The 25,617-nt window shown below is 39.2% G+C and carries 23 protein-coding genes; 14 read left to right on the top strand and 9 right to left on the bottom strand.

Going from position 1 to position 25,617, the window contains the following annotated elements; all coding sequences use genetic code 11:
* Window positions 1-92: 92 nt before the first annotated feature.
* Window positions 93-542, bottom strand: coding sequence for a hypothetical protein (locus tag ACE1EF_RS02755; protein ID WP_375719081.1), 450 nt, complete (start codon window positions 540-542; stop codon window positions 93-95).
* Window positions 543-557: 15 nt separating this feature from the next.
* Complete coding sequence (locus ACE1EF_RS02760) at window positions 558-983, bottom strand: DUF2147 domain-containing protein (RefSeq protein WP_375719082.1); 426 nt, start codon at window positions 981-983, stop codon at window positions 558-560.
* A 100-nt stretch (window positions 984-1,083) separates the two neighbouring features.
* Here ACE1EF_RS02760 and ACE1EF_RS02765 point away from each other — a divergent pair, with 100 nt between their 5' ends.
* Together ACE1EF_RS02765 and ACE1EF_RS02770 are read left to right on the top strand one after the other, a co-directional pair.
* Window positions 1,084-1,812: a head GIN domain-containing protein gene (locus tag ACE1EF_RS02765; RefSeq protein WP_375719083.1), complete on the top strand. Its 729-nt coding sequence runs from the start codon at window positions 1,084-1,086 to the stop codon at window positions 1,810-1,812.
* A 93-nt stretch (window positions 1,813-1,905) separates the two neighbouring features.
* The gene (locus tag ACE1EF_RS02770; protein WP_375719084.1) at window positions 1,906-2,364 is read left to right on the top strand and encodes a hypothetical protein; all 459 of its coding nucleotides are present in this window, start codon (window positions 1,906-1,908) and stop codon (window positions 2,362-2,364) included.
* Window positions 2,365-2,376: 12 nt separating this feature from the next.
* Here the strand turns inward: ACE1EF_RS02770 and ACE1EF_RS02775 are convergent, their stop codons facing one another.
* Window positions 2,377-3,414: an NADP(H)-dependent aldo-keto reductase gene (locus tag ACE1EF_RS02775; RefSeq protein ID WP_375719085.1), complete on the bottom strand. Its 1,038-nt coding sequence runs from the start codon at window positions 3,412-3,414 to the stop codon at window positions 2,377-2,379.
* A gap of 285 nt (window positions 3,415-3,699) precedes the next feature.
* On the opposite strand from ACE1EF_RS02775, the gene rpsA reads away from it, so the two are divergent.
* Window positions 3,700-5,937: a 30S ribosomal protein S1 gene (gene rpsA / locus ACE1EF_RS02780; RefSeq protein ID WP_375719086.1), complete on the top strand. Its 2,238-nt coding sequence runs from the start codon at window positions 3,700-3,702 to the stop codon at window positions 5,935-5,937.
* A 66-nt stretch (window positions 5,938-6,003) separates the two neighbouring features.
* On the opposite strand, the gene rfbB is transcribed toward rpsA, so the two are convergent.
* Complete coding sequence (gene rfbB / locus ACE1EF_RS02785) at window positions 6,004-7,056, bottom strand: dTDP-glucose 4,6-dehydratase (protein WP_375719087.1); 1,053 nt, start codon at window positions 7,054-7,056, stop codon at window positions 6,004-6,006.
* A 74-nt stretch (window positions 7,057-7,130) separates the two neighbouring features.
* Window positions 7,131-8,159, bottom strand: a complete 1,029-nt coding sequence (gene galE, locus ACE1EF_RS02790) for a UDP-glucose 4-epimerase GalE (RefSeq protein WP_375719088.1) — start codon at window positions 8,157-8,159, stop codon at window positions 7,131-7,133.
* Between the two features lie 216 nt (window positions 8,160-8,375).
* Here galE and ACE1EF_RS02795 point away from each other — a divergent pair, with 216 nt between their 5' ends.
* From ACE1EF_RS02795 to dprA, 4 genes are read left to right on the top strand one after another with little or no spacing between them, the layout of a single operon-like run.
* Window positions 8,376-9,521, top strand: a complete 1,146-nt coding sequence (locus ACE1EF_RS02795; RefSeq protein ID WP_375719089.1) for a glycosyltransferase — start codon at window positions 8,376-8,378, stop codon at window positions 9,519-9,521.
* Window positions 9,518-10,219 carry a DNA alkylation repair protein gene (locus ACE1EF_RS02800; RefSeq protein WP_375719090.1) on the top strand — a complete coding sequence of 234 codons (702 nt, stop codon included), beginning with the start codon at window positions 9,518-9,520 and terminating at the stop codon, window positions 10,217-10,219. Before ACE1EF_RS02795 ends, ACE1EF_RS02800 begins: the two co-directional genes overlap by 4 nt.
* A gap of 31 nt (window positions 10,220-10,250) precedes the next feature.
* Entirely contained in the window at window positions 10,251-10,718 is a 468-nt protein-coding gene (locus ACE1EF_RS02805; RefSeq protein WP_375719091.1) for a hypothetical protein, read from the top strand.
* 12 nt (window positions 10,719-10,730) lie between these two features.
* Complete coding sequence (gene dprA / locus ACE1EF_RS02810; RefSeq protein ID WP_375719092.1) at window positions 10,731-11,837, top strand: DNA-processing protein DprA; 1,107 nt, start codon at window positions 10,731-10,733, stop codon at window positions 11,835-11,837.
* On the opposite strand, the gene ACE1EF_RS02815 is transcribed toward dprA, so the two are convergent.
* Window positions 11,824-12,810, bottom strand: coding sequence for a carbamate kinase (locus tag ACE1EF_RS02815; protein ID WP_375719093.1), 987 nt, complete (start codon window positions 12,808-12,810; stop codon window positions 11,824-11,826). The genes dprA and ACE1EF_RS02815 overlap by 14 nt on opposite strands.
* Before the next feature lie 151 nt (window positions 12,811-12,961).
* Here ACE1EF_RS02815 and ACE1EF_RS02820 point away from each other — a divergent pair, with 151 nt between their 5' ends.
* A complete protein-coding gene (locus ACE1EF_RS02820; RefSeq protein WP_375719094.1) occupies window positions 12,962-13,459 on the top strand; it encodes a ferritin-like domain-containing protein in 498 nt (165 codons plus the stop codon).
* Here the strand turns inward: ACE1EF_RS02820 and ACE1EF_RS02825 are convergent.
* Window positions 13,456-14,730, bottom strand: a complete 1,275-nt coding sequence (locus tag ACE1EF_RS02825; protein ID WP_375719095.1) for a sulfate adenylyltransferase subunit 1 — start codon at window positions 14,728-14,730, stop codon at window positions 13,456-13,458. The two genes, ACE1EF_RS02820 and ACE1EF_RS02825, sit on opposite strands and share 4 nt — an antisense overlap.
* 36 nt (window positions 14,731-14,766) lie before the next feature.
* Entirely contained in the window at window positions 14,767-15,672 is a 906-nt protein-coding gene (gene cysD / locus ACE1EF_RS02830; RefSeq protein ID WP_375719096.1) for a sulfate adenylyltransferase subunit CysD, read from the bottom strand.
* Window positions 15,673-15,948: 276 nt separating this feature from the next.
* On the opposite strand from cysD, the gene ACE1EF_RS02835 reads away from it, so the two are divergent.
* Window positions 15,949-16,944 (top strand): Gfo/Idh/MocA family protein, encoded by a 996-nt coding sequence (locus ACE1EF_RS02835; protein ID WP_375719097.1) that lies wholly within the window; start codon window positions 15,949-15,951, stop codon window positions 16,942-16,944.
* A gap of 40 nt (window positions 16,945-16,984) precedes the next feature.
* Window positions 16,985-18,394, top strand: a complete 1,410-nt coding sequence (locus tag ACE1EF_RS02840; protein WP_375719098.1) for an ExbD/TolR family protein — start codon at window positions 16,985-16,987, stop codon at window positions 18,392-18,394.
* A 69-nt stretch (window positions 18,395-18,463) separates the two neighbouring features.
* Here the strand turns inward: ACE1EF_RS02840 and ACE1EF_RS02845 are convergent, their stop codons facing one another.
* Window positions 18,464-20,665, bottom strand: coding sequence for a S9 family peptidase (locus ACE1EF_RS02845; protein ID WP_375719099.1), 2,202 nt, complete (start codon window positions 20,663-20,665; stop codon window positions 18,464-18,466).
* 167 nt (window positions 20,666-20,832) lie between these two features.
* On the opposite strand from ACE1EF_RS02845, the gene ACE1EF_RS02850 reads away from it, so the two are divergent.
* From ACE1EF_RS02850 to ACE1EF_RS02865, 4 genes are all read left to right on the top strand, one after another.
* Window positions 20,833-22,182, top strand: a complete 1,350-nt coding sequence (locus ACE1EF_RS02850) for a glycoside hydrolase family 28 protein (RefSeq protein ID WP_375719100.1) — start codon at window positions 20,833-20,835, stop codon at window positions 22,180-22,182.
* A gap of 118 nt (window positions 22,183-22,300) precedes the next feature.
* The gene (locus ACE1EF_RS02855; protein ID WP_375719101.1) at window positions 22,301-23,512 is read left to right on the top strand and encodes an outer membrane protein assembly factor BamB family protein; all 1,212 of its coding nucleotides are present in this window, start codon (window positions 22,301-22,303) and stop codon (window positions 23,510-23,512) included.
* An 85-nt stretch (window positions 23,513-23,597) separates the two neighbouring features.
* A complete protein-coding gene (locus ACE1EF_RS02860) occupies window positions 23,598-25,028 on the top strand; it encodes an outer membrane protein assembly factor BamB family protein (RefSeq protein WP_375719102.1) in 1,431 nt (476 codons plus the stop codon).
* A gap of 72 nt (window positions 25,029-25,100) precedes the next feature.
* Window positions 25,101-25,610, top strand: a complete 510-nt coding sequence (locus ACE1EF_RS02865; protein WP_375719103.1) for a DUF4251 domain-containing protein — start codon at window positions 25,101-25,103, stop codon at window positions 25,608-25,610.
* Window positions 25,611-25,617 lie beyond the last annotated feature (7 nt).

A 25,617-nucleotide genomic window follows, 5' to 3' on the forward strand; every position in this document is an offset into this window, starting at 1 on the left:
AAATTCAGTTTAGTTTATTGAGTTGATTTAATAAATTAGTGTTATGAAAAAGGGCAGCCGAAGCTGCCCTTTTCTTGTATATCGTTATGATCTTATTTAAAGTTATACCGCACTGTCAGAGCAGTTCCACCAAACCAGCCATAAAACCTGCCCACAATATCAAATGATGGTTTCCAGTCCACAGCTATATCTACAGGGAATTCCCTGAAGGTATATTCCAGTCCGACAATGCCATCAACCCCGGCTATAAAACTACGCGTATAGGGATTTCCAAATCCGGCATGTGCACCGCCACCATAATACCACATCAAACCTTCGATATCAAAAGCTTCATTGTGTACCTCATACAAACCGGTTACAGCGATATTATTCCAGCGTGTTGAAAAAATTCCTTCCAGCGCCGTATGATCATTGACAAAATGCTTCAGCGTAATACCGCTTTCAAATCCCATACGTAAACCAACAGATGTTTGATAAGGTTGAGCGTTGAGTGTAATGGCAGAAAATAGCAGAAACAGAGTGATTACTAATGATTTTTTCATGATTTTATTTTTATTTTAATTATACGATTCCTCAAGATACCATGTTTGAGTTCTGAAAAAGGGACCAATATAACCTCTTACATTCAGTTTATTGCCTTCCCTCCATATTTTTACGTCATAAAGTTTGCCATTATCCGGATCCAGAATTCCATCATCGCCTTTCCAGTAACCCTCGTCATTTTTTAACCCGGTAATTATAGTTAAACCAATAAGAGGTTTCAAATGTCTGTTTCCTGGACATTTATCACACAACGGATTTTCCTCATCATTATCCAGTAATTTTATGATATCGCCATACGCTTTACCGTCTTTAATATAAATTTTTACTATAGACTTGGCCTTACCGGTGTTATCATCGATGGTTTTCCAGTGACCCGTAATATTCTGCGAAAACAATGCCGTTGTCAGAAACAGCAGGGATATTAACATTATACTTTTCATACAAATAAATTTAAGTTCGTATAAATATATTAACAGTTTTTGTAACTTTTAAACGTTTAAGACGTATTTGAAATAGTACAACAATAATACTTAAAAAATTATGAAAAATATAATTCTTCTCTCTGCAGTTGTTTTAACGCTTACCCTGGTAGCATTTGATGCTCCGAAAGATGACATAAACATAAGAGGAAACGGCAATGTCCTGACCACCTCACGTGCTGTATCTCCATTTTCTGAGCTTGAAATAGACGGAGTGTTCAATATCTATCTGCTTCAGGGCGACCAGGAGATGGTAAAAGTGGAAACGGATGAAAATTTACAGGATGTTGTGATTGTTAAAAACAAAGACAATACACTGAAAATCAAAACAAAAGATGATTTTAACATCAAGCATTCCACAAAAAGTAATATCTACATTACGTTAAAAAGCATTACTCGGCTTGAAGTTAATTCTGTTGGTAAAACAGAATGCAGGGATGAATTAAAACTGGACCGGTTATCTCTGGAAATTAACAGTGTTGGTAAAACATATTTAAAACTTGACTGTAACCAGCTTAATGCTGAAGTAAATGCAGTCGGTTCACTTGTTATGGAAGGAAGAGCAAAAAGTGCCAATATAGAACATACTGGTGTTGGAAGCATGAATGCATATGATTTTAATGTAGCCTATTTATCACTTGAGCATTCCGGCATCGGAAGCGTTGAGGCTTATGCTTCAAAAGAACTGTCTATATCATCTGATGGCATTGGCAGTGTGAAATACAAAGGACCAGCAGAAGTTACCAAACTGGAAACATCGGGTATTGGTTCAGTAAAAAAAGTTGATTGACCAGATATGTTATCATATCATCCCTAAAAGGAGGTGCATCAGTATGATGTGCCTCTTTTTTTGTATGTTTGTACTAAAGTTAAACGTTTAGCTATGTCTGATTTTGTGCCTAAGGATCATGTAAAAGTAACCCTAATGATCTTTACTGCTATGTTGGGAGGTTTATTTGTATATGCCATGATTGCCCTATTTGTCACCTATGGGAAAAAACAGGGCATAACTGTAGTAAACACTGATTTATATATTGCTGTGGCATCCGCTTTTATAGCTGTCATTGCAGGTGAGTTCATTGCAGCTTCCATCGTTAAAAACGCCATGAAAAAAGACTTTGAGAAGAAATTAACAGCCTACAGGTCGGCTGTATTTACCAAAATATCTTTGATGGAACTTTCTGCTATATACGCCATAACCATGTATATTCTCACTGCAAACATGTATTTACTGGCTGTAGCCGCAGTTCTCGTGTTTTTATTCAGATACAGTCGCCCATCACCAATAAGAGCAGCAAAAATGATGAAACTAAATCAGAAAGAAGCGAAGCAGCTAATGTGATACTGCTTTCATTTATGGCGCCGGATTAGGTATTTCCCTGTGGATCAACTCTATTGCCTGTAAAATATCATCGGATAAAGTCAAATTAATACTTTCAATATCTTCTTTTAACTGAGCCATAGAGGTTGCACCAATTATTGTACTGGTTACAAAATCACGGCTGCTAACAAAAGACAGTGCCATTTGAGCAGGACTTAAGCCCGAATCCTTAGCCAGTTTTACATATTTTTCCATTGCTTCCCATGCTTTTGGTTTACTATACCTTGGCAGCCTGTCACTGAATAAAGTAAGTCTGGCTCCCGGAGGCATCATCCCACCTGATTTATATTTTCCTGTGAGCAATCCAAATGCCAGGGGAGAATATGCAAGTAATCCGGCTTTTTCTCTGATGGCAATCTCTGCCAGTCCCACTTCAAAAGTGCGGTTCAGCAGGCTATACGGATTCTGGATACTGACTATTTTGGGAAGATTATACTGATCAGCCAGTTTTAAAAATGACATAAGTCCCCATGGTGTTTCATTGGATAATCCAATATATCTGATTCTTTTTAACTCAACCTGTTCCTGCAACGATTCCAGAACAACTTTAAAATCTGTGCCTATGCCATTCGATTTATGATTGTAGCCCAGACGTCCAAAAAAGTTTGTTGGTCTTTCCGGCCAGTGAAGCTGATAGAGATCAATATAATCTGTGTGCAGACGTTCAAGGCTCTTCTCGATCGCTTCGTTTATATGCAACCTGGAAAAGGAGGGAGACTTTCTGATATGTTCCATCCCGGGCCCCGCAATTTTACTGGCAAGTATAAGCTGATCCCTGTCCTGTCTTTTTCTGAGCCATGATCCGATATACTTTTCTGTCAGTCCCTGAGTTTCCGGCCGGGACGGAACGGAGTACATCTCAGCTGTATCAATAAAATTGATCTTCTGATCGATCGCGTAATCGAGTTGTTCATGGGCTTCAAGTTCTGTATTCTGTTCTCCCCAGGTCATAGTGCCGAGGCAAATCTTACTCACATTTATTCCGGTGTTTCCTAAAGAATCGTATATCATTATATCATTTTTGTTTCCATAATCAACCTTAAAAATGCATACATAGTTCATTGCATCCAAGAATTTAAAATCAATCTTATGAACAAATATTTACAACAGAATATGTATCGTATAAGCTTATGATTATTTATTATTTGCCATGGAGGATAAACAGCATACTTAACCATATGAAATTCAATAAAAAAGTGTGAAATCTTTCAGCATTACTGATAAATAGTGTATCTTTGCGCCGCGATAAGAAAATATAATGTCTAACTTATTAGTTTTTACAGAGTTAATTAATTTATGTCACAAAACGAAGAAAAAAAACTGGAAAACCAGGAGCCTCAGGAAGAGGTAAAAAACCAGGCTGAACAAGCCGAAGAAACAAAACAGGAAGCTCCTGTTGAAGAAACCAAAGAAGAAACAGAAGCAGCACCCGTTGCCGAAGAAACCCCAAAAACAGAAGAAAAAGCTGAAGAAGCACCTGCTGCTGAGGTAAAGGAAGAAGTTGCTGAACCTGTAGCTAAAAAAGAAACTGTTAAGGAAGAAAAGAAAACAGCTAAAGCTGCAGCATCAGATGATTTCGACTGGGATGCCTTTGAAAGGGGAGATGATGTTCCTGACAAAGATGCCAGTGAACTTGAAAAAATTTACGACGGTACACTTTCAACTATTGCTGAAAAAGAAGTTGTTGAAGGTACTGTTATTTCAATGAACAAAAGAGAAGTTGTTGTTAACATCGGCTTTAAATCAGACGGTATTGTCAGCTTAAATGAATTCAGGTACAATCCTGAGCTAAAAGTGGGTGATACAGTTGAAGTTTACATTGAAAACCAGGAAGACAAAAAAGGACAGCTTGTACTTTCTCATAAAAAAGCGCGTGCTATGCGTTCATGGGATCGTGTTAATGCTGCTCTTGATAATGATGAAATTATCAAAGGTTACATCAAATGCCGTACTAAAGGTGGTATGATCGTGGATGTATTCGGAATTGAAGCTTTCCTTCCGGGATCACAGATTGATGTTAAACCAATTCGCGACTACGATATTTACGTTGGGAAAACGATGGAATTCAAAGTGGTTAAAATTAACCAGGAATTCCGCAATGTCGTGGTATCTCACAAAGCTCTTATTGAGGCTGAACTTGAAGAACAGAAAAAACAGATTATTCAGAAACTTGAAAAAGGTCAGGTTCTTGAAGGAACAGTTAAAAACATTACTTCTTACGGTGTATTCATTGACCTTGGAGGTGTAGATGGACTTATCCATATTACCGACCTTTCATGGGGACGTGTTACTCATCCGGAAGAAATTGTTCAGCTGGATCAGAAACTGAATGTCGTTATTCTTGACTTCGATGATGACAAGAAACGTATTGCACTCGGATTAAAGCAGCTTACACCACACCCATGGGATTCACTGGATGAAGATCTTAAAGTTGGTGATAAAGTGAAAGGTAAAGTGGTTGTACTGGCAGATTACGGTGCATTTGTTGAGATTGCTCCGGGAGTTGAAGGTCTGATCCACGTATCTGAAATGTCATGGAGCCAGCACTTGCGCAGTGCACAGGACTTCCTGAAAGTTGGTGACGATGTGGAAGCAGTAATCCTTACTCTGGATCGTGACGAGCGTAAAATGTCACTCGGGATCAAACAGCTGAAAGAAGATCCATGGGCTAATATCAACGAAAAATATGGTGTTGGAAGTAAACATACGGCAACTGTTCGTAATTTCACCAACTTCGGTGTATTTGTTGAAATTGAAGAAGGTGTTGACGGTCTGATTCACATATCGGATCTTTCCTGGACCAAAAAAATCAAACATCCTGCCGAATTCACTCAGATAGGTGCTGATATTGAAGTTGTAGTACTTGAAATTGATCTGGATAACCGTCGCTTAAGTCTTGGCCACAAGCAGCTTGAGGAAAATCCATGGGATGTATTCGAGACGATCTTCAGTGAAGGTTCTATCCATGAAGGAACAATTATTGAATTGTTTGATAAAGGAGCTGTCGTTTCTTTACCTTACGGTGTTGAAGGATTTGCTACTCCAAAACATCTGGTTAAGGAAGATGGCACACCAGCGAAAATGGATGAGAAACTGGAATTCAAGGTTATTGAGTTCAACAAGGATTCAAAAAGAATCATTGTCTCTCACAGCCGGGTTTTTGAAGATGAGAAACGTGCTGAAGATAAAGCAAAACGCAAATCTCAGGCTTCTTCAAACAAAAAGGGCATGAAGAAAGTTGTTGACAACCTTGAGAAAACCACTCTTGGTGATGTGACAGACCTTGCTGCTTTAAAAGATCAGCTTGAGGCTGCTGCTAAGCCAAAAGCAAAAAAGGCTGCGCCTAAAAAAGCTGAACCGGCAGAACCAAAAGCTGAGGCAAAGGAGGAAGTTAAAGAAGAAAAAGCAACTCCTGCAGCAGAAGAAAAATCTGAAAAAGCTGAAGAGCCAAAGGCTGAGAAAGAAGCTCCAAAAGCTCCTGAAAAAGCCAAAGCTAAAGAGGCTGATGAAGATGCAAAGGAAGATAAAGAATAATCATTCTGTATCAGATACAAAAAAAGGCGACCGATGGTCGCCTTTTTTTATGGTCTGTTTTAAACGCTACCTTTCTTTATATTGTGTTTCATAATACTTTTCGTATTCCCCTGATACAACATTATTCAACCAGGCTTCATTGCTTAGATACCATTCCACGGTTTTTTCGAGCCCCTCTTCAAATTGTAATGAAGGTTGCCAGTTTAACTCATTTTGCAGTTTCGTTGAATCAATAGCATACCGCAAATCATGTCCCGCACGGTCTTTAACGTAAGTAATTAGTTTTTCTGATTGTCCCTGATTACGTCCAAGCTTTTTGTCCATAATCTGACATAAGAGTTTTATAAGTGCAATATTCGTCCATTCATTGTGTCCACCAATGTTATAGGTTTCGCCGGTTTTACCCTTGTGGTAAATGACATCAATTGCCCTGGCATGATCTTCTACCCAAAGCCAGTCTCTTACATTTTCTCCTTTACCATATACTGGCAAAGGCTTGTTATTTTTAATGTTATTGATGAAAAGGGGGATTAACTTTTCAGGAAACTGATAGGAGCCATAATTATTTGAGCAGTTTGACACAACCGTCGGGATTCCGAATGTATCATGATAAGCCCTGACAAAGTGATCTGAGCTTGCTTTAGATGCAGAGTACGGACTATGAGGGTCGTAAGCAGTGGTCTCTGTAAAAAAACCACTGATGCCAAGTGAACCATATACTTCATCTGTAGAGATGTGGTAGAATCGTTTCTGATCATAATTATCTTTCCAGATTAATCTGGCTGCATTCAGCAGATTAACCGTTCCGATAACGTTGGTAAATACAAATTCAGTTGGATTGGATATTGACCTGTCCACATGAGACTCCGCAGCCAGGTGAATGACGCCATCAAACTGATGTTCGCGAAACAACGAAGTGATAAAACCTTCATCTACAATATCACCTTTAATAAAACTGTAATTTTCACGGCCCTCAATATCACTAAGATTCGCAAGATTACCTGCATATGTAAGCTTATCCAGGTTAAATATTTTATACTCGGGATATTTATTAACGAATAACCTGACAACATGTGAACCGATAAAACCGGCTCCTCCTGTGATTAATATTTTTTTCATTTATTCTTTGTTAAACTGTTTTTCGTAAAATATTAATTAGAATTCAGAAATCCAAACATCTTGTGTCTTAGCTATTACTTCAGTCCACGATAATGTTTCTCCCAGTTCCATGCAGAAGCCAGAGTTTCTGCCAGAGTTTTCTCAGCTGTCCATCCAAGCTCCTGATTTGCTTTTGTGGTATCAGCATATATTTTTTCAATATCACCGGCACGTCTGCCAACAATACTGTATTTCAGATCTATTTTATTGACGTCACTAAAGGTTTTAACCAATTCAAGAACTGACGCTCCATTTCCGGTACCCACATTAAAATACTCATATGCACCATTATTTTTACCATCTAATAATCTGTTAATGGCAAAAACGTGAGCCTTCGCGAGGTCAACCACGTTAATAAAATCCCTGATGCAACTTCCGTCAGGCGTATTATAATCATCACCAAATACTTTAAGTTCGTCTCTTAATCCTGCTGCAGTCTGAGTAATATAAGGCAACAGATTATTTGGGATCCCCTGTGGCAGTTCGCCAATTAGTCCGCTTTCATGTGCCCCAATCGGATTAAAATACCTTAAAGCAATAGCATTGATGTTACCATAAGCTTTTGCAGAATCTCTTAAAATATCCTCACAAATGGCTTTTGTGTTCCCATATGGACTCTCAGCTTCTTTTCTTGGTGTTTCTTCGGTAACCGGCAACTCATCCGGTTGTCCGTAAACCGTACAGGATGAGCTGAATACAATATTCTTAACATCACTGATCCTCATGGCTTCAACCAGATTAATCAATGAAAGTACGTTGTTTTTATAATAAAGTAACGGTTCCTGCACCGATTCACCTACGGCTTTTGAAGCTGCGAAATGAATGATGGCTTTAATATCTTTGTTTTCGGCAAAAAGTGACTGTGTTTTTGACATATCCTGCAGATTGAACTGATAAAATGCAGGTTTTGTACCGGTGATTTTTTCAATGCTATCCAGAACTTCTATGGAGGAATTGGAAAGATCATCTACAATTACAACTTCAAAACCAGAATTTATTAATTCCACGGCAGTGTGTGAACCAATATACCCCGTTCCACCTGTGACTAAAATTTTTTGTTTCATTATATTGTTTTATTCGATTTTCAGGATTTATTATTCTTAATGTTTTCAGGCTTAAAAATACGCAAAAATTAGCGCTGATGAATCCTGTAGCCGCTTTTTTTGTTTGAATGACCGTTCAAGTCTGAACTTTGGTGCGTTAACCTGTATATATGTAAGGAATATTTTAAAAATCTGTTTTTATTTGACACTTTTGTATGATAATACCTGAAACGTGATATGAACGCTGCGATAGGTCACATTTTACATATACCAAGATGGTTCCCGGGTTTAAACAGTCCCCAGGGAGGAATTTTTATATTCAAGCACATTGCAGCTTCTATAAACTTCCGCCATAGCGTAATAAATGTTAATAGTTCAAGAGGGAAAAATATTCCGGTTAATACGGTTTTAATCGGACAGACTGATCTTATTACAACCTATTCTTATTTTTACAATTCCCGGAATAAAGTCTGGAGCCTTTTTTTATATGTCCGGGGTGTTTATAAATGTTATAAAGAAGTTTTAAAACAGCAGTCAAAACCAGATGTTATTCATGCTCATGTTCTGTTAAGGACCTACGTTGTCGCTTATTTTATACATCTTTTACTTAAGAAGCCATACATCATAACAGAGCATTGGTCCGGTTATCATTATGGTCTGTTTTGGAAGAAAAGTTTATTTTACCGGTTTTTGCTGAGATTCACAATGAAAAGAGCCGGAAGAATTCTTGTGGTCTCAAACCGCTTGAAAAGGGATATTTTAGACTGCGTTTCTGTAGAGCAGGAGCAATTGGAGATTATACCAAATGTGGCAGAGGCGATTATAAAAAAACATCAGAGCAAAGCAGATGGACCTGTTAGAATTGTGTCAGTAGCTGATCTTAAAGATGGGATTAAGCGCGTATCATCCGTTATTGAAATAATCAGGGAACTGAATCTTGAAAATGTGGAATACCATATTATTGGAGATGGACCGGATATGGAAAACCTTCAGGTTCTTGCAGGTAGCATGCTCAACCGTTCTGTTTATTTCTACGGAGAACTGTCAAATGATCAGGTGTTGAGTAAACTTTCAGAATTTGATTTTTTGATTCAAAACAGCCTCTACGAAACATTTGGCCTGGTCCCGCTTGAAGCACTTTTGGCTGGATTACCGGTAATCTCTACCATTACAGGTTGTCCTGAAGAAATTCAAAGCAGTGAAGCGGGTATTTTTATTGATCCGGATCAACCGGAGGCTTTGAAAAATGCCATTTATAAAATGGTAAATACGTACAGAAATTATGACTTGGGTGGAATTCAAAAGAAGATTACAGAGCGCTTTTCTTCAGCGCAGGTTGGGATAGAACAGGAACGGATTTATAACGATATATTAAAGAAATGAATTTTACATATATAAACCAGGAAAACGAAAACGATCTTAAGGAAATACAGAATCTCATAAACCTTCGTAAGAATGGCCCTGTAAGCCAGTCGATGAAAGATTCCGGTCTGAATTACAGAGTTAACTTTGGTGTTTCAATTGTTGATCTGCGTAAAATCTCAAAGGGATTTATTTGCAATAATGTGCTGTCCAGACTCCTTTGGGATAAAGGATGGCGTGAAACATATATTCTGGCTACACTAATTGCCGATCCTGAGACCATGGATGGTGAAACCTTAACTAAATGGTTTGATGAAATTCCGACAACGGAAGTCTCAGAACAAATGGGGAATAACCTTTTAGCATTTACTGACCGGTCTGAATTACTTGAGCATCTTCTGAATTCAGGCGACAATTTGAAACGTATAACCGCACTTAAAGCACTTTCGAAACAATTCCTGCTTAAAAACTTTAAGCATAAAGATTTATTCTTAAAAGCACTGGAAAACGATTTATTTCATGACCATTTATACCGGAAAGAACTGGCTGTAGCCCTGGGACAGGCCATGGCTTTTTTAATACGATATCATAACAATTTAATAAACTACTTACTAGAAAAAATTAGCTATTTTCAGTTGAAATCTGAAGATTTCGGATTAACGCAACAAATAGTAAAAACTGAGATAGATTTTTTCTGTGAAAAAAATAATACAGATTAGATATTTATGTACATTGATTATATTCTTCCTGTTGAATATAGTCCGTGTTTTTGCTTTTGATTCTGACCCTGCCTTTGGAATAAAACCTGAAGAAATTGACTCTGCATCTGTATCGACATCTTCATCAGAAATTCTCAATAAAGAGATGGAATCCTTTTATTCACGGGAAGAAAAGACACATTCCTCATCTCGCAAGTACATAAACCGAAACAATAAAAACGACTATTTTGATTTTATTCAGGATGGCGAGTTGATAGCTACAGACAAAGAATATAAACTTGGAAAAGTAAATAAAAAACCGATGTGGGGAGAGGCGGACCTTTCCTTTGAACTGGAGGAGATGCTTCGTAACTACAGGGAGTTGTTAAAGAGTTATCAGAATCAGTTAAACTGGGCGGATAAGGTTAAAAATGAGCAGATAAGTGACTTAATGAATGTTAAAATAAAGCAAACAAAAAAGCTGATAAAGGAATGTAAAAGAAATCTAAGAAAATATTAATATTACCCCTAAATGTCTGAAAAATACCTGCTAAACCAAATAGCCGCATCCATGATACCGGGTGCCGGCAGTATTATTGTAAGAAAACTCATTGGTATAACCGGATCACCGGAAGCTCTTTTCAGTGAATCAAAAAAAAACCTTTTAAAGATACCCCAGATTCCACGTCATGTCGTAGATAACATTTTTAAGAAGGAATTTTGGAGTGCCGCGGAGCAGGAATTAGATTTTATTATCAATGAAAATATAAGCACCACGTTCTACCAGGATAAGAATTTTCCGGTCAGACTGAATGAATGTTATGATGCACCAGTTCTACTGTATTTTAAAGGGAATATTGATTTTAACAGGCGAAAAATTGTAAGCATTGTCGGAACAAGGAAAAGTTCTCATTATGGTTCCGGCATGGTTGAAAAGATCATAAAAGGATTGGCTGAATCTGATTCTGAGACTTGCGTCGTCAGTGGTCTGGCTTATGGCATTGACATCATGGCACACAAAGCTGCCTTGCGTCATAACCTGGATAGCCTCGCTGTTCTGGCTCATGGTCTTGACGATCTTTATCCTCCCAAACATAAAGACACAGCTGATAAAATGATGGAGCATGGCGGACTGATAACCGAATATACACAATCTACCATTCCTGAATCACATAATTTTGTAAAGCGAAACAGGATTGTTGCCGGACTTTCTGATGTTACACTGGTCATAGAATCGGGTCTTAAAGGTGGAGCAATGATTACTGCAAATCTGGCCTTTTCATACAACCGGGAAGTTATGGCTGTTCCGGGAAACGTCGGGAATTACTTTTCAGCAGGTTGTAATTTTCTCATAAAAACGCAGAAAGCAGCTGTCATTGAATCAGCAGATGATCTTTTAAAGCTTATGAACTGGGATCTGAAAGATAAAAAGAAAAGTGTGCAAAAAAGACTCTTTACTGAACTGAAACCTGATGAAGAAAAGATTTACCTCCTACTGCAGCAACACAGAACACTGTCGTTGAATGATATCAGTCTGCACAGTGAATTAATGATCAGTCAGGTTTCCATGGCACTGCTGAATATGGAACTGGAAGGTATTATAAAATCGCTTCCCGGCAATATGTTTACGATTGCATAAGCTGGTGATGGGGTTTGTCATCAGGATCATACTCCAGTGTAATTTTAGTGCCATATGTTTTATCCTCAAGCTTTGTGGCCTCCGTAATCACACTTTTTTGGCCGCCATGCTCAATAAAGCGTAACGCTGCTTTAATTTTAGGCGCCATGGTTCCTTCTCCGAAAGCACCTGCTTCCAGTAATTCGTTTGCATCCGCATAATTTAAAAACTCGACTATCTCCTGATGACTTGTTCCAAAGTGCTTATATACAAACGGTACATCTGTCAGAATATACAGCTCATCTGCATGAATATGAGCGGCCAGCAGAGCGGAGGAGAGGTCTTTATCCACAACAGCTTCCACGGCCTGCAGCATGCCTTTGTCGTCCTTATAAACCGGGATTCCGCCACCTCCGGCAGCAACGACAATACGTCCCGCCCGGGCCGTCGCCTCAATAACTTTTTCGTTGGTAATGCAAACCGGTTCAGGCGATGCAACCACGCGTCGGACGTAACCATTTTGTTTGGAATCTTTAAACTGCCAGCCTTTGGCTTTTTTCAGGAGCTCGGCTTCCTCTTTCATGAAAGATTTACCAATGCGTTTCTGCGGGTCAGCAAATGCTTTATCCTTCGGATCAACAATAACCTGTGATATTAAAGCAACAACTTCTTTATTAATTCTGTGTTTTTTCAGGATATTCAGGATACACCGTTCAATCATGTATCCGATACCGCCCTGAGAATCAGCCACACAAATATCCAGCGGCATTGGTGTGATACCATAGATTTGTTCGCCTGCATCATTCCGCATAAGAATATTTCCAACCTGTGGACCGTTACCGTGGGTAATCACAAGATTATAACCATCCTTTAAAAGATGGATAAGATTCTCCAGGGTATCCATTGTATTGGCGATCTGCTCTTCAATACTTCCTTTCTGTTCTGCTCTTAGCAGAGCGTTTCCGCCTAAGGCCACAACTGCCAGTTTATTCATAACATGATGTCTATTAGGTTCAAACTAAAGTAAGGTTAAATTTGAACCGGAGTAATGACCAAAGTCAATCTTTTACCCTGTGATTAATCATGATTTTTCAGTTTGTTCAGCACGCACTTTTTATTACCTTTATTGGATAAAAAAGAACACAATGAGCAAATCGGTAACTGATATTTTAAAAGAAGCTATTTTACTTGAAATGCGGGGACAGTCATTTTACAGCAATGTTGCAGAAAAGAGCGATAATGAAGCCGCGAAAGAGTTTTTTGATCTGATGGCAAAAGAGGAAAGTGAACACATCCGCTTTTTGAAGGAACAGTATGACAACTACACCAGGAACGCCAAATTTACGGCGCCGAAAGAAATGGACACGGACGATGACACTGTGGCACAAATCTTAACGGATAAAATTAAGAAGGAGATCAGTGCGGCAAGTTTTGAAGCTGCAGCCATATCTGCTGCAATGGATTTTGAAACAAGGGCAGTTAAGATATATGCTGATCGCGCCAAAGAAGCTACCGATCCCGATGAGCAAAAAACATATGATATGCTTGCAAAATGGGAGGTAGGCCATCAGAAATTTCTACATGAAATTAATGAGGAACTGAGAGAGCGTGTGTGGTACGATAACCAGTTCTGGGCTTTTTAGCTGATCATTCCGGCGGCTACAGTCTCATTAGTCGCCTCATCTATAACTATAAGACTGCCTGTAATTCTGTTTTTATTATAGGAATCGTAAAACAGCGGTTTGGCAGTTTTGATGGTTATGTTGGCAATGTCATTCAATCCTACTGTTAAATCCGAGTCATCTTTTTCCAGTGAATTGATGTCCATTTTATAATTCACCGAATTAACAATTGCTCTGACTTCGTTAGTGGTATGTTTAATAACGTATTTGCCACGCGGGACCAGTTTTCGTTCATTAAACCAGCATACCATAAGATTTATTTCCTGTCCTGTTTCAGGTACATTCTCATGATCAACGATCATGTCCCCGCGACTGATGTCAATATCATCCTCCAGTTCTATGGTAACAGATTGAGGTGGAAAAGCCTGATCAAGTTCTTCGTTGTACTCAAAAATATGCTTGATACTGGTCTGAATTCCTGATGGCAAAACCTTTACCGCATCACCCTTTTTAAATATTCCACTGGCTATTTTTCCGGCATAACCCCTGAAGTCATGGTACTCATCACGCATAGGACGGATAACGTATTGCACAGGAAAGCGCGGATCATCAAGATTTTCGTCGTTTTTAATTTCAATGGTTTCCATCAGATTAAGAAAGGTATCTCCTTTATACCAGTCCATATTTTTTGACGGATCCACCACATTATCCCCGTTTTTCGCACTGATCGGTACAAATCGGGCATCATCCAGACCAAGCTTTTTTGTAATATTATCTGTATAATCCTTTTTTATGGCTTCGTAAGCCTCCTGGCTGTAATCAACCAAATCCATCTTATTTACACAAACTATAATGTGCGGAATCTGAAGGAGGTTGGCAATGAATGAATGTCTTCTGGTTTGTTCAATAACACCATTACGTGCATCAATCAAAATAACAGCCACATTGGCTGTAGAAGCTCCCGTCACCATATTACGGGTATACTGAATGTGCCCCGGTGTATCGGCAATGATAAATTTTCTTTTGGGTGTGGCAAAATAACGATATGCCACATCAATGGTGATACCCTGTTCGCGCTCAGCACGCAAGCCGTCTGTTAGCAGAGCCAGATTTACTTCTTCTTCACCTTTTCCTACACTTGCCCGCTCTATGGCTTCCATCTGATCTTCGAAGATGGCCTTGCTGTCATACAATAAACGGCCAATTAGGGTGCTTTTTCCGTCATCTACACTTCCGGCTGTTGTAAACCTAAGAAGTTGCATATCAAGATAACCTGATTCTTTTCCTGCCATGGTATAATAATGTGCTGATTGCTAAAATAGTTGTCTTTAAAAATATCCCTCTTTCTTACGGTCTTCCATTGCTGCTTCGGAGCGCTTATCATCGGCACGACCACCACGTTCAGTTACACGCGTTGCTGCAATTTCCTGAATAATATCTTCCAGGGAATTGGCCTGTGATAAGGTAACACCGGTACAGGTAATATCTCCGATCGTACGGCAACGGACTTTTAGGTGCTCCACCTTTTCTGTTGGTTTTAGCTCCATGAAAGATGCGTAAGCCAGCCAAACACCATCACGTTGAAAAACATCTCTCTCGTGGGTATAATAGAGCGATGGAAGCGGAATGTTTTCCTGATAGATGTATTGCCATACGTCCATTTCCGTCCAGTTTGAAATAGGGAATACCCTGAAATGCTCACCTACATTTTTCCGGCCATTGTAAATATGCCACAATTCCGGACGTTGGTTTTTGGGATCCCACTGACCGAAATCATCTCTGTGCGAAAAGAAACGTTCTTTAGCCCTTGCTTTCTCTTCGTCACGCCGGCCGCCACCCAAAGCAGCATCAAACTTATGTTTTTCAATTGTATCCAAAAGCGTGACTGTCTGCAGTTTGTTTCTGGATGCATTGAATCCTTTTTCTTCAATAACGCGCCCCTCGTCAATAGATTCCTGAACTGAACCAACAACCAGTTTTACGCCCAGTTCTTTTACCAGGTTATCTCTGAATGCTATAGTTTCGTCAAAATTATGTCCTGTATCGATATGTACAAATGGGAATGGTATTCTGGCCGGCCAGAATGCTTTCTTTGCCAAATGAGCCATTACAATGGAATCTTTTCCTCCTGAAAAAAGCAACGCAGGATTTTCAAACTGGGCTGCTACCTCACGCATCACATAGATGGACTCTGATTCCAGTTCTTTTAAATGGTTCAGACTATACTCTTCCATGTTTAATTTAAAATTTAAAACAAATTCACCCCAAAAGAGAGATTTTCCCGTTTTTATTTATAAGCTGCAAAATTAATCAATCTTAGCACATAAGAAAAAATGCTTACATATTTTAATTCTAAATAGATCTGTTTTATCCGGATAATATGTATCATGGAAATATATAATATCATTAAATATGAGATTATTAGTTGATCAGTGTTATTTGTTTAAAATATTTCATTCTGAGCAAGCTTTAAGCTATATTTAAACCAGATTAACAGAAAATACTGAATCATGGATAAAAGATCAGTACTGAATAATGTAAAATGGGGAATAATCGGTGTAGGGGATGTGTGCGAAGTAAAAAGTGCGCCAGCTATGAACCTTATAGAGCATTCTTCTATTGTAGCTGTGATGCGCAGAAACAAAGCGAAGGCAGAGGATTATGCCAGGCGGCATCATGTTTCGTTTTACACAAACGATGTGGATGAACTTCTGAATCATCCGGAGGTAAATTCCATCTACATAGCCACACCACCCGGTTCGCATGCTGAATTGGCACAAAAAGTGGCAGAGGCAGGATTGCCCTGTTATGTTGAAAAGCCAATGGCACGTAATTTTGAAGAGTGCAAAGCAATGATTAGTGTATTTAAATCAGCGGATTTACCTCTCTTTGTAGCTTATTACCGGAGAACGTTGCCGAATTTCGTGAAGATTAAAGAGCTGGTTGATGCCGGCCATATCGGTGATATCCGTTCCGTTTCCATTGAAATGTTTAAAGCTTTGGATAATGATCTGATCGCCAATTCAGATGTCAACTGGCGGGTTGATCCGAAAATTGCAGGGGGCGGCTATTTCCATGATCTGGCGTCCCACCAGCTTGATTTTCTGGACTTCCTGTTTGGCCCGGTTAAAGCAGCAAACGGATACTCTTCCAATCAGGCCGGTGTTTATCCCGCTGATGACATTGTCACAGCATCATTTGCATTTGAAAACGGGGTAATGGGTAACGGAATCTGGTGCTTTAATGCTGCTAAAAATGCCGAAAAGGAAGTGACAACGATAGTTGGATCAAAAGGTAAAATTACCTACCAGTCATTTGGATCGTCGGACGTAAAAATTGACATTGATAGCGGACCAACCCAAATACTTAAATTCGAATATCCAAAACACATACAGCAGTATCTTATTCAAACGGTAGTTGATGAATTACGTGGTGTGAGAACATGCCCGAGTACCGCGGAGTCAGCCGCCAGAACAAGCAGGGTAATGGATTGGATAGTAGAATAATTTCACTAATTTCGTTACAGTAACCTGTTTTTGTTGCAAAATGGCCTTAAAGAAACACTTTCTTCATGCAGAAATTAAAGAGATTCTTCCGTCCGGAAAAAGGATAACTACTGGCTGTTTTATCGGGTTCTTATTTGCCGTAAGCATCTATGGTTTATTGTTTGTCAGCAGAGAAGCAGTACGTTATTATTCAGTTGAGTGGGATAAAAATATCTGGATACTGAATGACCACGAAGTCTGGTTTTATAACCTGTTTTTTGCTTATATCTCCTTTATTTTCGGACAATCAGTAAGCTTTTTGATATGGTTTTATAAGCCTGTCCGTAACAAGAAGCGAAACAGGAAAAGAATGGTCATTATTAATGATCAGCTCAATTTGAATGCATTTTTTTTAAGTTGGTTTGCAAAGCTTGGATTCGGATATGGTTTGTATTTTGCAACAGAATGTAACTATTTTACATTTAGTCTATTACCACAATATAAATTTCTGTTTGTGCTCATCATTTTTGTTCTGTTTCTTAATTCATGGATGCATATCAGGCGGCATTATAAAAAAAATGCTTTAAAATGGATGGGATTTTCATTTTTGATTATTTCTCTTTTCTCTTTTGGTCTCTCATTTATCAATATCATTGATTATAAGTCAATAAACGAAAGCGTTCTTAAACAAAATATCGCATACGCTTATCAATTGGAACTACCTGAGATGCATTATTATGAGATTGCCCACAAAAAGAGCTTACATCAAAACCATATCTGTGTAGTCAGAAATTCAGATCCTTCCCATGCAGGGTTGTTTTACAATGAGAAAGAAATATCTTTTACTGATCTTCATCGTAAATTAATTGCCCAAAAAGCAACTGACATGGCATTTAATTATCAGTTTTTGCAGCTTAGCATTGACAAGAATATTTCAATGGGTTATGTTACCCAGCTCATTGATACCATAACCAGTGCAGGAATATACAGGTTTGGATTCAGAGTGCTCCCTTTTCATAGAACATATGATGATGCATATTATTTCAAAGCACTCTTTCCCTTAAAAATGTTACCTCTTGATTCTGCTTTTTGGGAGCGTCTGCAGGATTACAAAAGGTCAGTACCAAATCAAATTATTATAGACATGTCAAAATCCGGCAGTTACGAGGTAAACAGTAGAAGTGTTCCTGAAAATGAACTGAAAACCATTTTAACTGAAAAAATACTGCAGAATCCGGACTATATAGTTTTCATAAAGATTAAAGATCAAAGTAATTTTGATTCATTTATGAATATTTATGACGCTGTTTATCAGATCATCGGTACAAAAAGAGATGAAGCATCCAGATTAAAATACGGATCGAATTTTGATAATCTGGATTCAGGGCAAATGGATGATATCATGAATAGCTATCCGATACGTATAAGCTACCTGACAAGGGAATTTCAACTAAGGTTTGAGGAAAATTAAAAAGTCACAGGGTGAATACTTTCAGCCTGAAAATATTCACCCTGCGTGACTAAAGAGTCCTTTTTGGTTTTACTTCAGCGTCCGTTCCATAAAATTAAACATCCGGTGATACAGGTGATTGCGTGTATTACCACCATATATACTGTGATTCCTGTCATTATAAACCTGCATCTCAAACTGTTTATTAGCCTGAACCAGGGCTTCTGCATATTCTATGGTGTTTTGGTAGTGCACATTATCATCAGCCGTTCCATGACAAATCAATAAATCACCCTCCAGCTTGTCAGCCAGCATCATTGGCGAATTATCGTCATAACCATTGGGGTTTTCGTGATAGGTGCGCATAAAACGTTCCGTATAGATTGAATCGTAGAATTTATAGTGTGTCACAGGAGCAACAGCGATTCCCATACGGTAAGCACCGGAACCGCGAGACATGCATAATGCTGACATAAATCCACCGTAACTCCAGCCCCAGATGCCAATTCTGGCGGGATCAGTATAGGGGAGAGATCCAACATATCCGGCAGCTTCAATCTGATCCATGCTTTCAAGTTTGCCCAGGTTTAGATAGGTACATTTCTTAAACTCTTCACCGCGGGCGCCGGTTCCGCGTCCATCCACACAAGCCACTACATATCCCTGAGAAGTAAGATACTGTTCCCATCCAAATTCCCACTGATCCAGAACTTCCTGTGATCCGGGGCCACTGTACTGAACCATTAAAACAGGATACCTGACATCAGGATTAAAATTAAGCGGTTTCATCATCCATCCATTTAAAGTTACACCTTCCGATGTTTTAAAGCTGAAGAATTCCTTTGCCGAGGTCTGATAATCAGACAGTCTGGTTTTAAGCGCTCCATTATCCTCCAGAATGCGCAGCTCATTTCCTTTATTATCACAAACAGAGACGATCCTGGGTGTTTCAGCAGAATTATATTTTCTGATAAAATAGCTGTAATCATGACTGAAATCTGCACTGTTTGTTCCTTTCTGAACCGCTACAGGCGTAACTTTTTTAGATTTAATGTCAACCGCATAAACTTCGCGCTGTAAAGGAGAAACAGCCGCAGCCTGATAATAGAAAAGGTTGCGTTTTGAATCGAAGCCATAATATTTTGTCAGGTCCCATTTACCACTCGTCAGTTTTCTGACTTCGGTGCCATCGTTGCGATACAAGTATAAATGATTCCATCCATCCTTTTCGCTCACTAATACAAAATGTTCATTATCAGGTAAAAAACTCAGATAATCCAGATTGGTTTCATCTATGTACCTGTCGTTAGTATCTTTCATTATCATTCTGCAAACACCGGATTTGGGATTAGCAAGATACAATTCCAGTTCGTTCTGATGTCGGTTCAGTTTAAGAATGGCAAGTGACTCCGAAGTGGCGGTCCAACGAATGCGCGGGAAATAAATGTCTTTTTCTTCTGTCACCTTCATTTTATGTGTTACCCGGTTGGATGTGTTATAAACATGAACCGAAACGGATGAATTTTTTTCGCCGGTTTTGGGGTATTTATATACATACTGACCCGGATAGAGTTCATATTCATCGTGAGACGGATGAGAACCTTTATAAACCGGGAAACTGTACTCCTTTACTTCTGATTCATCAAATTTGATATATGCCAGAAACTGTCCGTCAGGAGACCATTCAAAAGCTTTGTTGAACTCAAACTCTTCTTCATATACCCAATCCGGAATGCCGTTTATAATTTTATTCCTTTCCCCGTCTTCGGTAATCTGAAGTATAGTTCCAAACCTCAGGTCTTTCAGAAACAGATTATTATCCCTGGCAAATGCTACACGGTTTCCGTCAGGACTGAAAGTGGCCATCTGCTGACGTTTTCCGGGCTCGATCGCTTCAATACGTTTACGTCTTATATTATATACCCAGTATTCAGCTGTATAACTTCTTCGGTAAATCTGGCGTTTTTTAGTGTAAACCAGTATCAGTTGTTCATCGCTGCTAAAGGCATATCCTGATATGGTTTTAAGCTTTGCATCCTGGAGAAGTTCTGCATTAACATCAAAAACGACATCGACTTTTTCTCCTGTCTTATAGCTGTATTTAACAATCTGCTGTCCATTTTCTAGTACAGTATAAAACTGACCATCGTTCATACTTTGGATATCTCTAATATCCCTTTGATAAAACGTATTTCTGAGCGTGAAATCCTCAAGTTCCACTTGTTTCTGTCCGGTTTGTGCAAATGTGGAAAATGAAATAACAGTGATAATAAATAGAATAATATGCTTCATGTGTTTTGTTTTTACCAATAAACGAATGATCAGGTTCAAAATTATGAGTAACAAAAGTATTTAAAAGATGTGATTCCTCAAACTGTATATTTCAATAACTCATTTACATGTTTTTGTGCATAAAGCTGTTATCTTTGTTTGATATCAATACTATAAAGCTGTCAGGTATGCCCCGAAAATTATTATTATGTTTTCTTACTGCAATCTTATTGTCCTGTGAATCAGGCAATATAACAAAATTTGATTTTGAGACGTATGTCACTCAAAATATTTCTGAGCCACAGATTCCTGATAACAAATTGAATGTACAGAGTTTCAGGTCTGAAACAGATTCTTTAAACGACTGGAAGACTACTTTTGATGTCGCCATTGCTGAACTTAAAAAACTCGGGGGAGGTACACTGGTTGTGCCGCCGGGCAACTACTTCATAAAAGGCCCTTTGCATCTGACAAGTCATCTGGAAATTAAACTTGAAAAAGGAGCAAGGTTGTATTTTAGTTCTGAACCGAAATACTACCTGCCGGTTGTTAAAACCAGTTGGGAGGGTACATTCCTATACAATTACAGTCCGTTTATTTATGCTTTTCAATGTACCGATGTAGCTATAACAGGCGAGGGTATTATCGACGGTGAAGCTTCTGATACCTGGTCGAAATGGAAAACTCTTCAAAAAAAGGATCAGTTATTAAGCCGGGAAATGAATCATCAGAATATACCAGTCAATGAACGTATTTTTGGTGAAGGGCATTATCTGAGGCCGCAATTGATACAGTTTTACAACTGTAAGAATGTTAAAGTTGAAGGGATAACCATTGAAGACAGTCCGTTTTGGTGTATCCATCTGCTGAAATGTGAAGGTGCAATTGTCAGGGCTGTAAGATATAATGCCTTTAACTATAATAATGATGGTATTGATCCGGAATATGCTAAAAATGTGCTGATCGAAGAGGTGTATTTTAACAACTCTGACGATAATGTTGCTATAAAAGCCGGACGCGACAATGAAGGCCGGGCTTCGGCTACCGGTTCAGAGAACATCATCGTTCGAAATTGTCATTTTAAAGGTCTCCATGCCATTGTGATTGGAAGTGAAATGTCGGCAGGAGTTAAAAACGTGCTGGTAAAGGACTGCGATTTTGCAGGAAAACTAAAACGTGGCATATATCTTAAATCCAATCCTGACCGCGGTGGATTCATTCATAATATCTATGTGGACAATGTCAGGTTGGGAGAAGTTGAAGACTGCATTTATATTACATCTTTTTATCATAATGAAGGGAAGGGCCATGTAACGGACATCTCCAATGTATATATGAATAACATTACATGTCAAAAGGCGACACAAAACGGTGTGGTGATTCAGGGATATCCCGACCAAAAAGTTAAAGACATTTATATCAGTAATCTTACCATCGATACGGTGGCTAATGCATTAAGCATGGTAGATGCAGAGAATATTGTATTTTCTGATGTCATATTGGGTGAAGCAGCTACAGCACCATCTTATGTAAAATAAAAAACATTGTAATGCACAGTATTTTGCTTACAAAGAATTATTTTAAACTGATAATCGCTATTGTATTCATAAACTTTGACAACTATATTTGAAAAAGACAACTAAAAAAAACTGCAATATGAAGGCATGTACATTCTTTTTAACATTCTTACTGTTCTGTTCTGTTTCTGGTGTAGCACAAATTGAGAACGCATGGAGAGGGCCGGACCGGAACGGTGTTTATCCCGATAAAGATCTGCTGGATCAGTGGCCAGAAAACGGTCCTGAGATACTCTGGCATTATGATAATCTGGGAGAAGGTTATTCTTCGGCTTCATTTTACAATAACAGGATTTATTTATCAGGTAACGAAGATACCACCGGCTTTATTTATGTATTGAGCATGGATGGAAACCTGTTGTGGAAAAAACCTTATGGCAGGGCATACACCGGATCATTTCCAAACACCCGCACAACACCACTTGTAACTGAAAATAAAATCTACATGTACACAGGATACGGTGTCCTTATTTGTATGAATGCGGAAAACGGAGATAAAATATGGACGCTGGATACGCAGCATCAACTTGACGGAAGAAATATTACCTGGGGTGTTACAGAAAACCTGCTGATCGATGGAGATAAATTATTCTGTTCTCCTGGTGGTGAGAAATACAATGTTATTGCAGTGAATAAAAATACCGGGAAGCTAATCTGGTCATCACCGGGGCTGGGTGATCTGTCAGCCTATTGTTCGCCAGTTATTATTCCACGAAAAGGAAGAGATATACTGGTGACCATGATGGCCAGTCATATACAGGGACACGATACAGAAAGCGGCGAAATGTTATGGTCGTATGAGCAACCTAACCAGTGGTCGGTTCATGCCAATACGCCGGTATATGCCGATAATGCCATTGCCTGTGTTAGTGGATATGGTAAGGGAACCGTAAAACTTAATCTGAATGAAGATGGATCACAGGTTACAAAAGCGTGGTTTAATGAGGAGCTGGATAACAGGATTGGCGCATTCGTAAAGCTGGGCGACTATCTTTATGGATCAGGTGATAAAAACCGTGGATGGCATTGTGTGGACTGGAACAGCGGAGAATCAAAATACTATGATAAATCGCTGGCAAACGGCGTGGTCATTGCTGCTGATGGAAAACTGATCTGCTATTCAGATCGTGGAGAACTGGCTTTGGTTAATGCCACACCGGATAAATTTGACCTTGTAAGCCAGACGAAAGTAAATATGGGAACCATGCAACATTGGGCACATCCGGTTATAAAAGATGGAAAACTGTATTTACGGCATGGAAAATCGCTGATCGTATATAAAATCAAATAGAATACATTCGTTTATCCGAATTTATAAAATCAGAAGCTTAAGTGTATTTGGTCAGAGTTGGGAATAATACCTGGGAGAACGCTACATGGGAAAACTGAAATCATCACACATAATCATCACTCTTTTAATTTTAACTGGTGGTGGTGCAATTATTTGGTGGTTAACCAAGGATCCGGTTTCTGACCTGTCACTCAGTCTGCCGGGTACCGATAACCGTGGCAGTGACTCTGTGTTTGAGGAAGATGTAAAGATCGGGAGTCTTTTTGAAAGTTTCTCAGATGAAAAAGCTGAGGGGACAGAAGTGTGGGCCTGCTTCCGTGGTGCTGACAGGGATAATATTTCCGATACTCAATTTCATTTAAAATCTAACCTTGATCATGATAAACTTCCGGTCGTCTGGAAAACAGAGTTGGGAGAAGGACACGCCGGAGCCGCAATTTATAAGGGACAGGTTTTTGTATTGGATTATATGGAAGATGAACGTGCAGATATGTTGCGGTGTTTTGATCTTAAAACAGGGAAAGAACTATGGCGCAGAGGTTACAAGGTTAAAATAAAACGGAATCATGGCATGTCAAGAACCGTACCTGCAGTTACCGGGGATTATGTGGTAACCATTGGTCCGCGTTGCCAGGTGATGTGCGTAGACCGGCTAACAGGTGATTTTAGATGGGGTATAGATATTGAAAAAGAGTACCAGACTGAGGAACCTTTGTGGTATACCGGTCAATGTCCTTTCATTGATAATGGTAAAGTTATAATTGCTACGGGTGGTAAGGCATTACTGATTGCTGTGGATTGTGCTTCCGGTGAAAAATTGTGGGAAGTACCCAATACCGGTAACTGGGACATGTCGCATGCTTCGGTTATGCCTTTTACTTTTAAAGGCCGAAAAATGTATGTATACAGCGCTGTTGGTGGTGTTTGCGGCGTATCAGCCGAAGGAGATGATGAGGGTAAGCTGCTGTGGGAGTCATCAGAATGGAATCATTCGGTCGTGGCACCTTCAGCCCTGTGTTTACCGGATGGTAAGATTTTTCTGACAGCAGGCTATGGCGCCGGTAGTATGGTAATGCAACTCATTGAAAATAATGGCTCCTTTAGTGTAAAGGTTCTGGATGAGTTCAAACCCAAAGACGGTCTGGCCTGTGAGCAGCAGACACCTGTCGTCTGGAAAGGCCATGTATTCGGGATCATGCCGAAAGAAGGAGGAGCCAACCGAAACCAGTTTGTATGTGTTGACCCGAAAGATTTTCGAAAGATGGTGTGGACAAGCGGAAAAGATAAACGCTATGGCCTTGGCCCTTATTTTATGGCTGATGATAAGTTTTTTCTGTTGAATGATGACGCTACCCTGACCATTATTGAACCAAGTGTCAATGAATTCAAAGTACTGGATGAGGTTAAACTTTTTGACGGACAGGATGCCTGGGCACCTCTGGCTACAGCAGACGGATACCTGGTTCTCAGGGATTCCAAAACGTTAATTTGCCTGGATATGTATGTTGAGCGTTAAATTTGCTTAAGGATATACCGGGCACTAAGCTATTGGTACAGAAATTGATATGATTTATCCAAATCAAGTGTCATGAAAAAAATAGTAGCAATCACAGTAGTCTTATTTTTAGTAGCCGGATATCAATCTCAGGCGCAGCAGAAATTAAGCCGTAAGGAAAGAAAAGCATTGAATGAAGCTAATGCACTGAAAGAAACCAAAGCGTTGGTCGACAGTGCCAGATTTGTATTTGTTCCGTCACAGGCACTGCCACTTGGTATGCGCACACAAAATCTTGATGGCACATTCAGAGCCAAAATTCAAAACGACTCCATTTATTCGTATCTTCCTTTTTACGGAAGGGCATATAAGGCAGATTACAACAGCCTTGACGGGCCCTTTTCATTCGACCTGCCCATTGAAAAATTTTCTGTGGATACCTTGAAGAAGGAATACCTCCTACAGTTTCAGGTAAGGAATCAGGATGATTTGGTAAAATATGTGTTTCACATTGGTAAAACCGGATACACCACATTGAGTATCAACAGCACCAACCGTCAGTCTATTTCGTATTACGGTAATATTGAAAAGCCTGAAGAATAGGACTGTT

Origin of the sequence: Quyinboa sediminis (genome assembly GCF_042219855.1) — a bacterium.
Classification (GTDB): Bacteria; Bacteroidota; Bacteroidia; order Bacteroidales; family UBA5342; genus JBHJHP01.

Bases quoted from the DNA above. Each gene is read 5' to 3' on its own strand.
- ACE1EF_RS02865 (WP_375719103.1), top strand. From the start codon at position 25,101: ATGAAAAAAATAGTAGCAATCACAGTAGTCTTATTTTTAGTAGCCGGA.
- rpsA (WP_375719086.1), top strand. From the start codon at position 3,700: ATGTCACAAAACGAAGAAAAAAAACTGGAAAACCAGGAGCCTCAGGAA.
- cysD (WP_375719096.1), bottom strand. From the start codon at position 15,672: ATGGAAGAGTATAGTCTGAACCATTTAAAAGAACTGGAATCAGAGTCC.
- ACE1EF_RS02770 (WP_375719084.1), top strand. From the start codon at position 1,906: ATGTCTGATTTTGTGCCTAAGGATCATGTAAAAGTAACCCTAATGATC.
- ACE1EF_RS02760 (WP_375719082.1), bottom strand. From the start codon at position 983: ATGAAAAGTATAATGTTAATATCCCTGCTGTTTCTGACAACGGCATTG.
- galE (WP_375719088.1), bottom strand. From the start codon at position 8,159: ATGAAACAAAAAATTTTAGTCACAGGTGGAACGGGGTATATTGGTTCA.
- ACE1EF_RS02795 (WP_375719089.1), top strand. From the start codon at position 8,376: ATGAACGCTGCGATAGGTCACATTTTACATATACCAAGATGGTTCCCG.
- ACE1EF_RS02765 (WP_375719083.1), top strand. From the start codon at position 1,084: ATGAAAAATATAATTCTTCTCTCTGCAGTTGTTTTAACGCTTACCCTG.
- ACE1EF_RS02775 (WP_375719085.1), bottom strand. From the start codon at position 3,414: ATGATATACGATTCTTTAGGAAACACCGGAATAAATGTGAGTAAGATT.
- ACE1EF_RS02850 (WP_375719100.1), top strand. From the start codon at position 20,833: ATGCCCCGAAAATTATTATTATGTTTTCTTACTGCAATCTTATTGTCC.
- ACE1EF_RS02815 (WP_375719093.1), bottom strand. From the start codon at position 12,810: ATGAATAAACTGGCAGTTGTGGCCTTAGGCGGAAACGCTCTGCTAAGA.
- ACE1EF_RS02845 (WP_375719099.1), bottom strand. From the start codon at position 20,665: ATGAAGCATATTATTCTATTTATTATCACTGTTATTTCATTTTCCACA.
- rfbB (WP_375719087.1), bottom strand. From the start codon at position 7,056: ATGAAAAAAATATTAATCACAGGAGGAGCCGGTTTTATCGGTTCACAT.
- ACE1EF_RS02840 (WP_375719098.1), top strand. From the start codon at position 16,985: ATGGCCTTAAAGAAACACTTTCTTCATGCAGAAATTAAAGAGATTCTT.
- ACE1EF_RS02825 (WP_375719095.1), bottom strand. From the start codon at position 14,730: ATGGCAGGAAAAGAATCAGGTTATCTTGATATGCAACTTCTTAGGTTT.
- ACE1EF_RS02855 (WP_375719101.1), top strand. From the start codon at position 22,301: ATGAAGGCATGTACATTCTTTTTAACATTCTTACTGTTCTGTTCTGTT.
- ACE1EF_RS02755 (WP_375719081.1), bottom strand. From the start codon at position 542: ATGAAAAAATCATTAGTAATCACTCTGTTTCTGCTATTTTCTGCCATT.
- ACE1EF_RS02820 (WP_375719094.1), top strand. From the start codon at position 12,962: ATGAGCAAATCGGTAACTGATATTTTAAAAGAAGCTATTTTACTTGAA.
- ACE1EF_RS02800 (WP_375719090.1), top strand. From the start codon at position 9,518: ATGAATTTTACATATATAAACCAGGAAAACGAAAACGATCTTAAGGAA.
- ACE1EF_RS02835 (WP_375719097.1), top strand. From the start codon at position 15,949: ATGGATAAAAGATCAGTACTGAATAATGTAAAATGGGGAATAATCGGT.
- dprA (WP_375719092.1), top strand. From the start codon at position 10,731: ATGTCTGAAAAATACCTGCTAAACCAAATAGCCGCATCCATGATACCG.
- ACE1EF_RS02860 (WP_375719102.1), top strand. From the start codon at position 23,598: ATGGGAAAACTGAAATCATCACACATAATCATCACTCTTTTAATTTTA.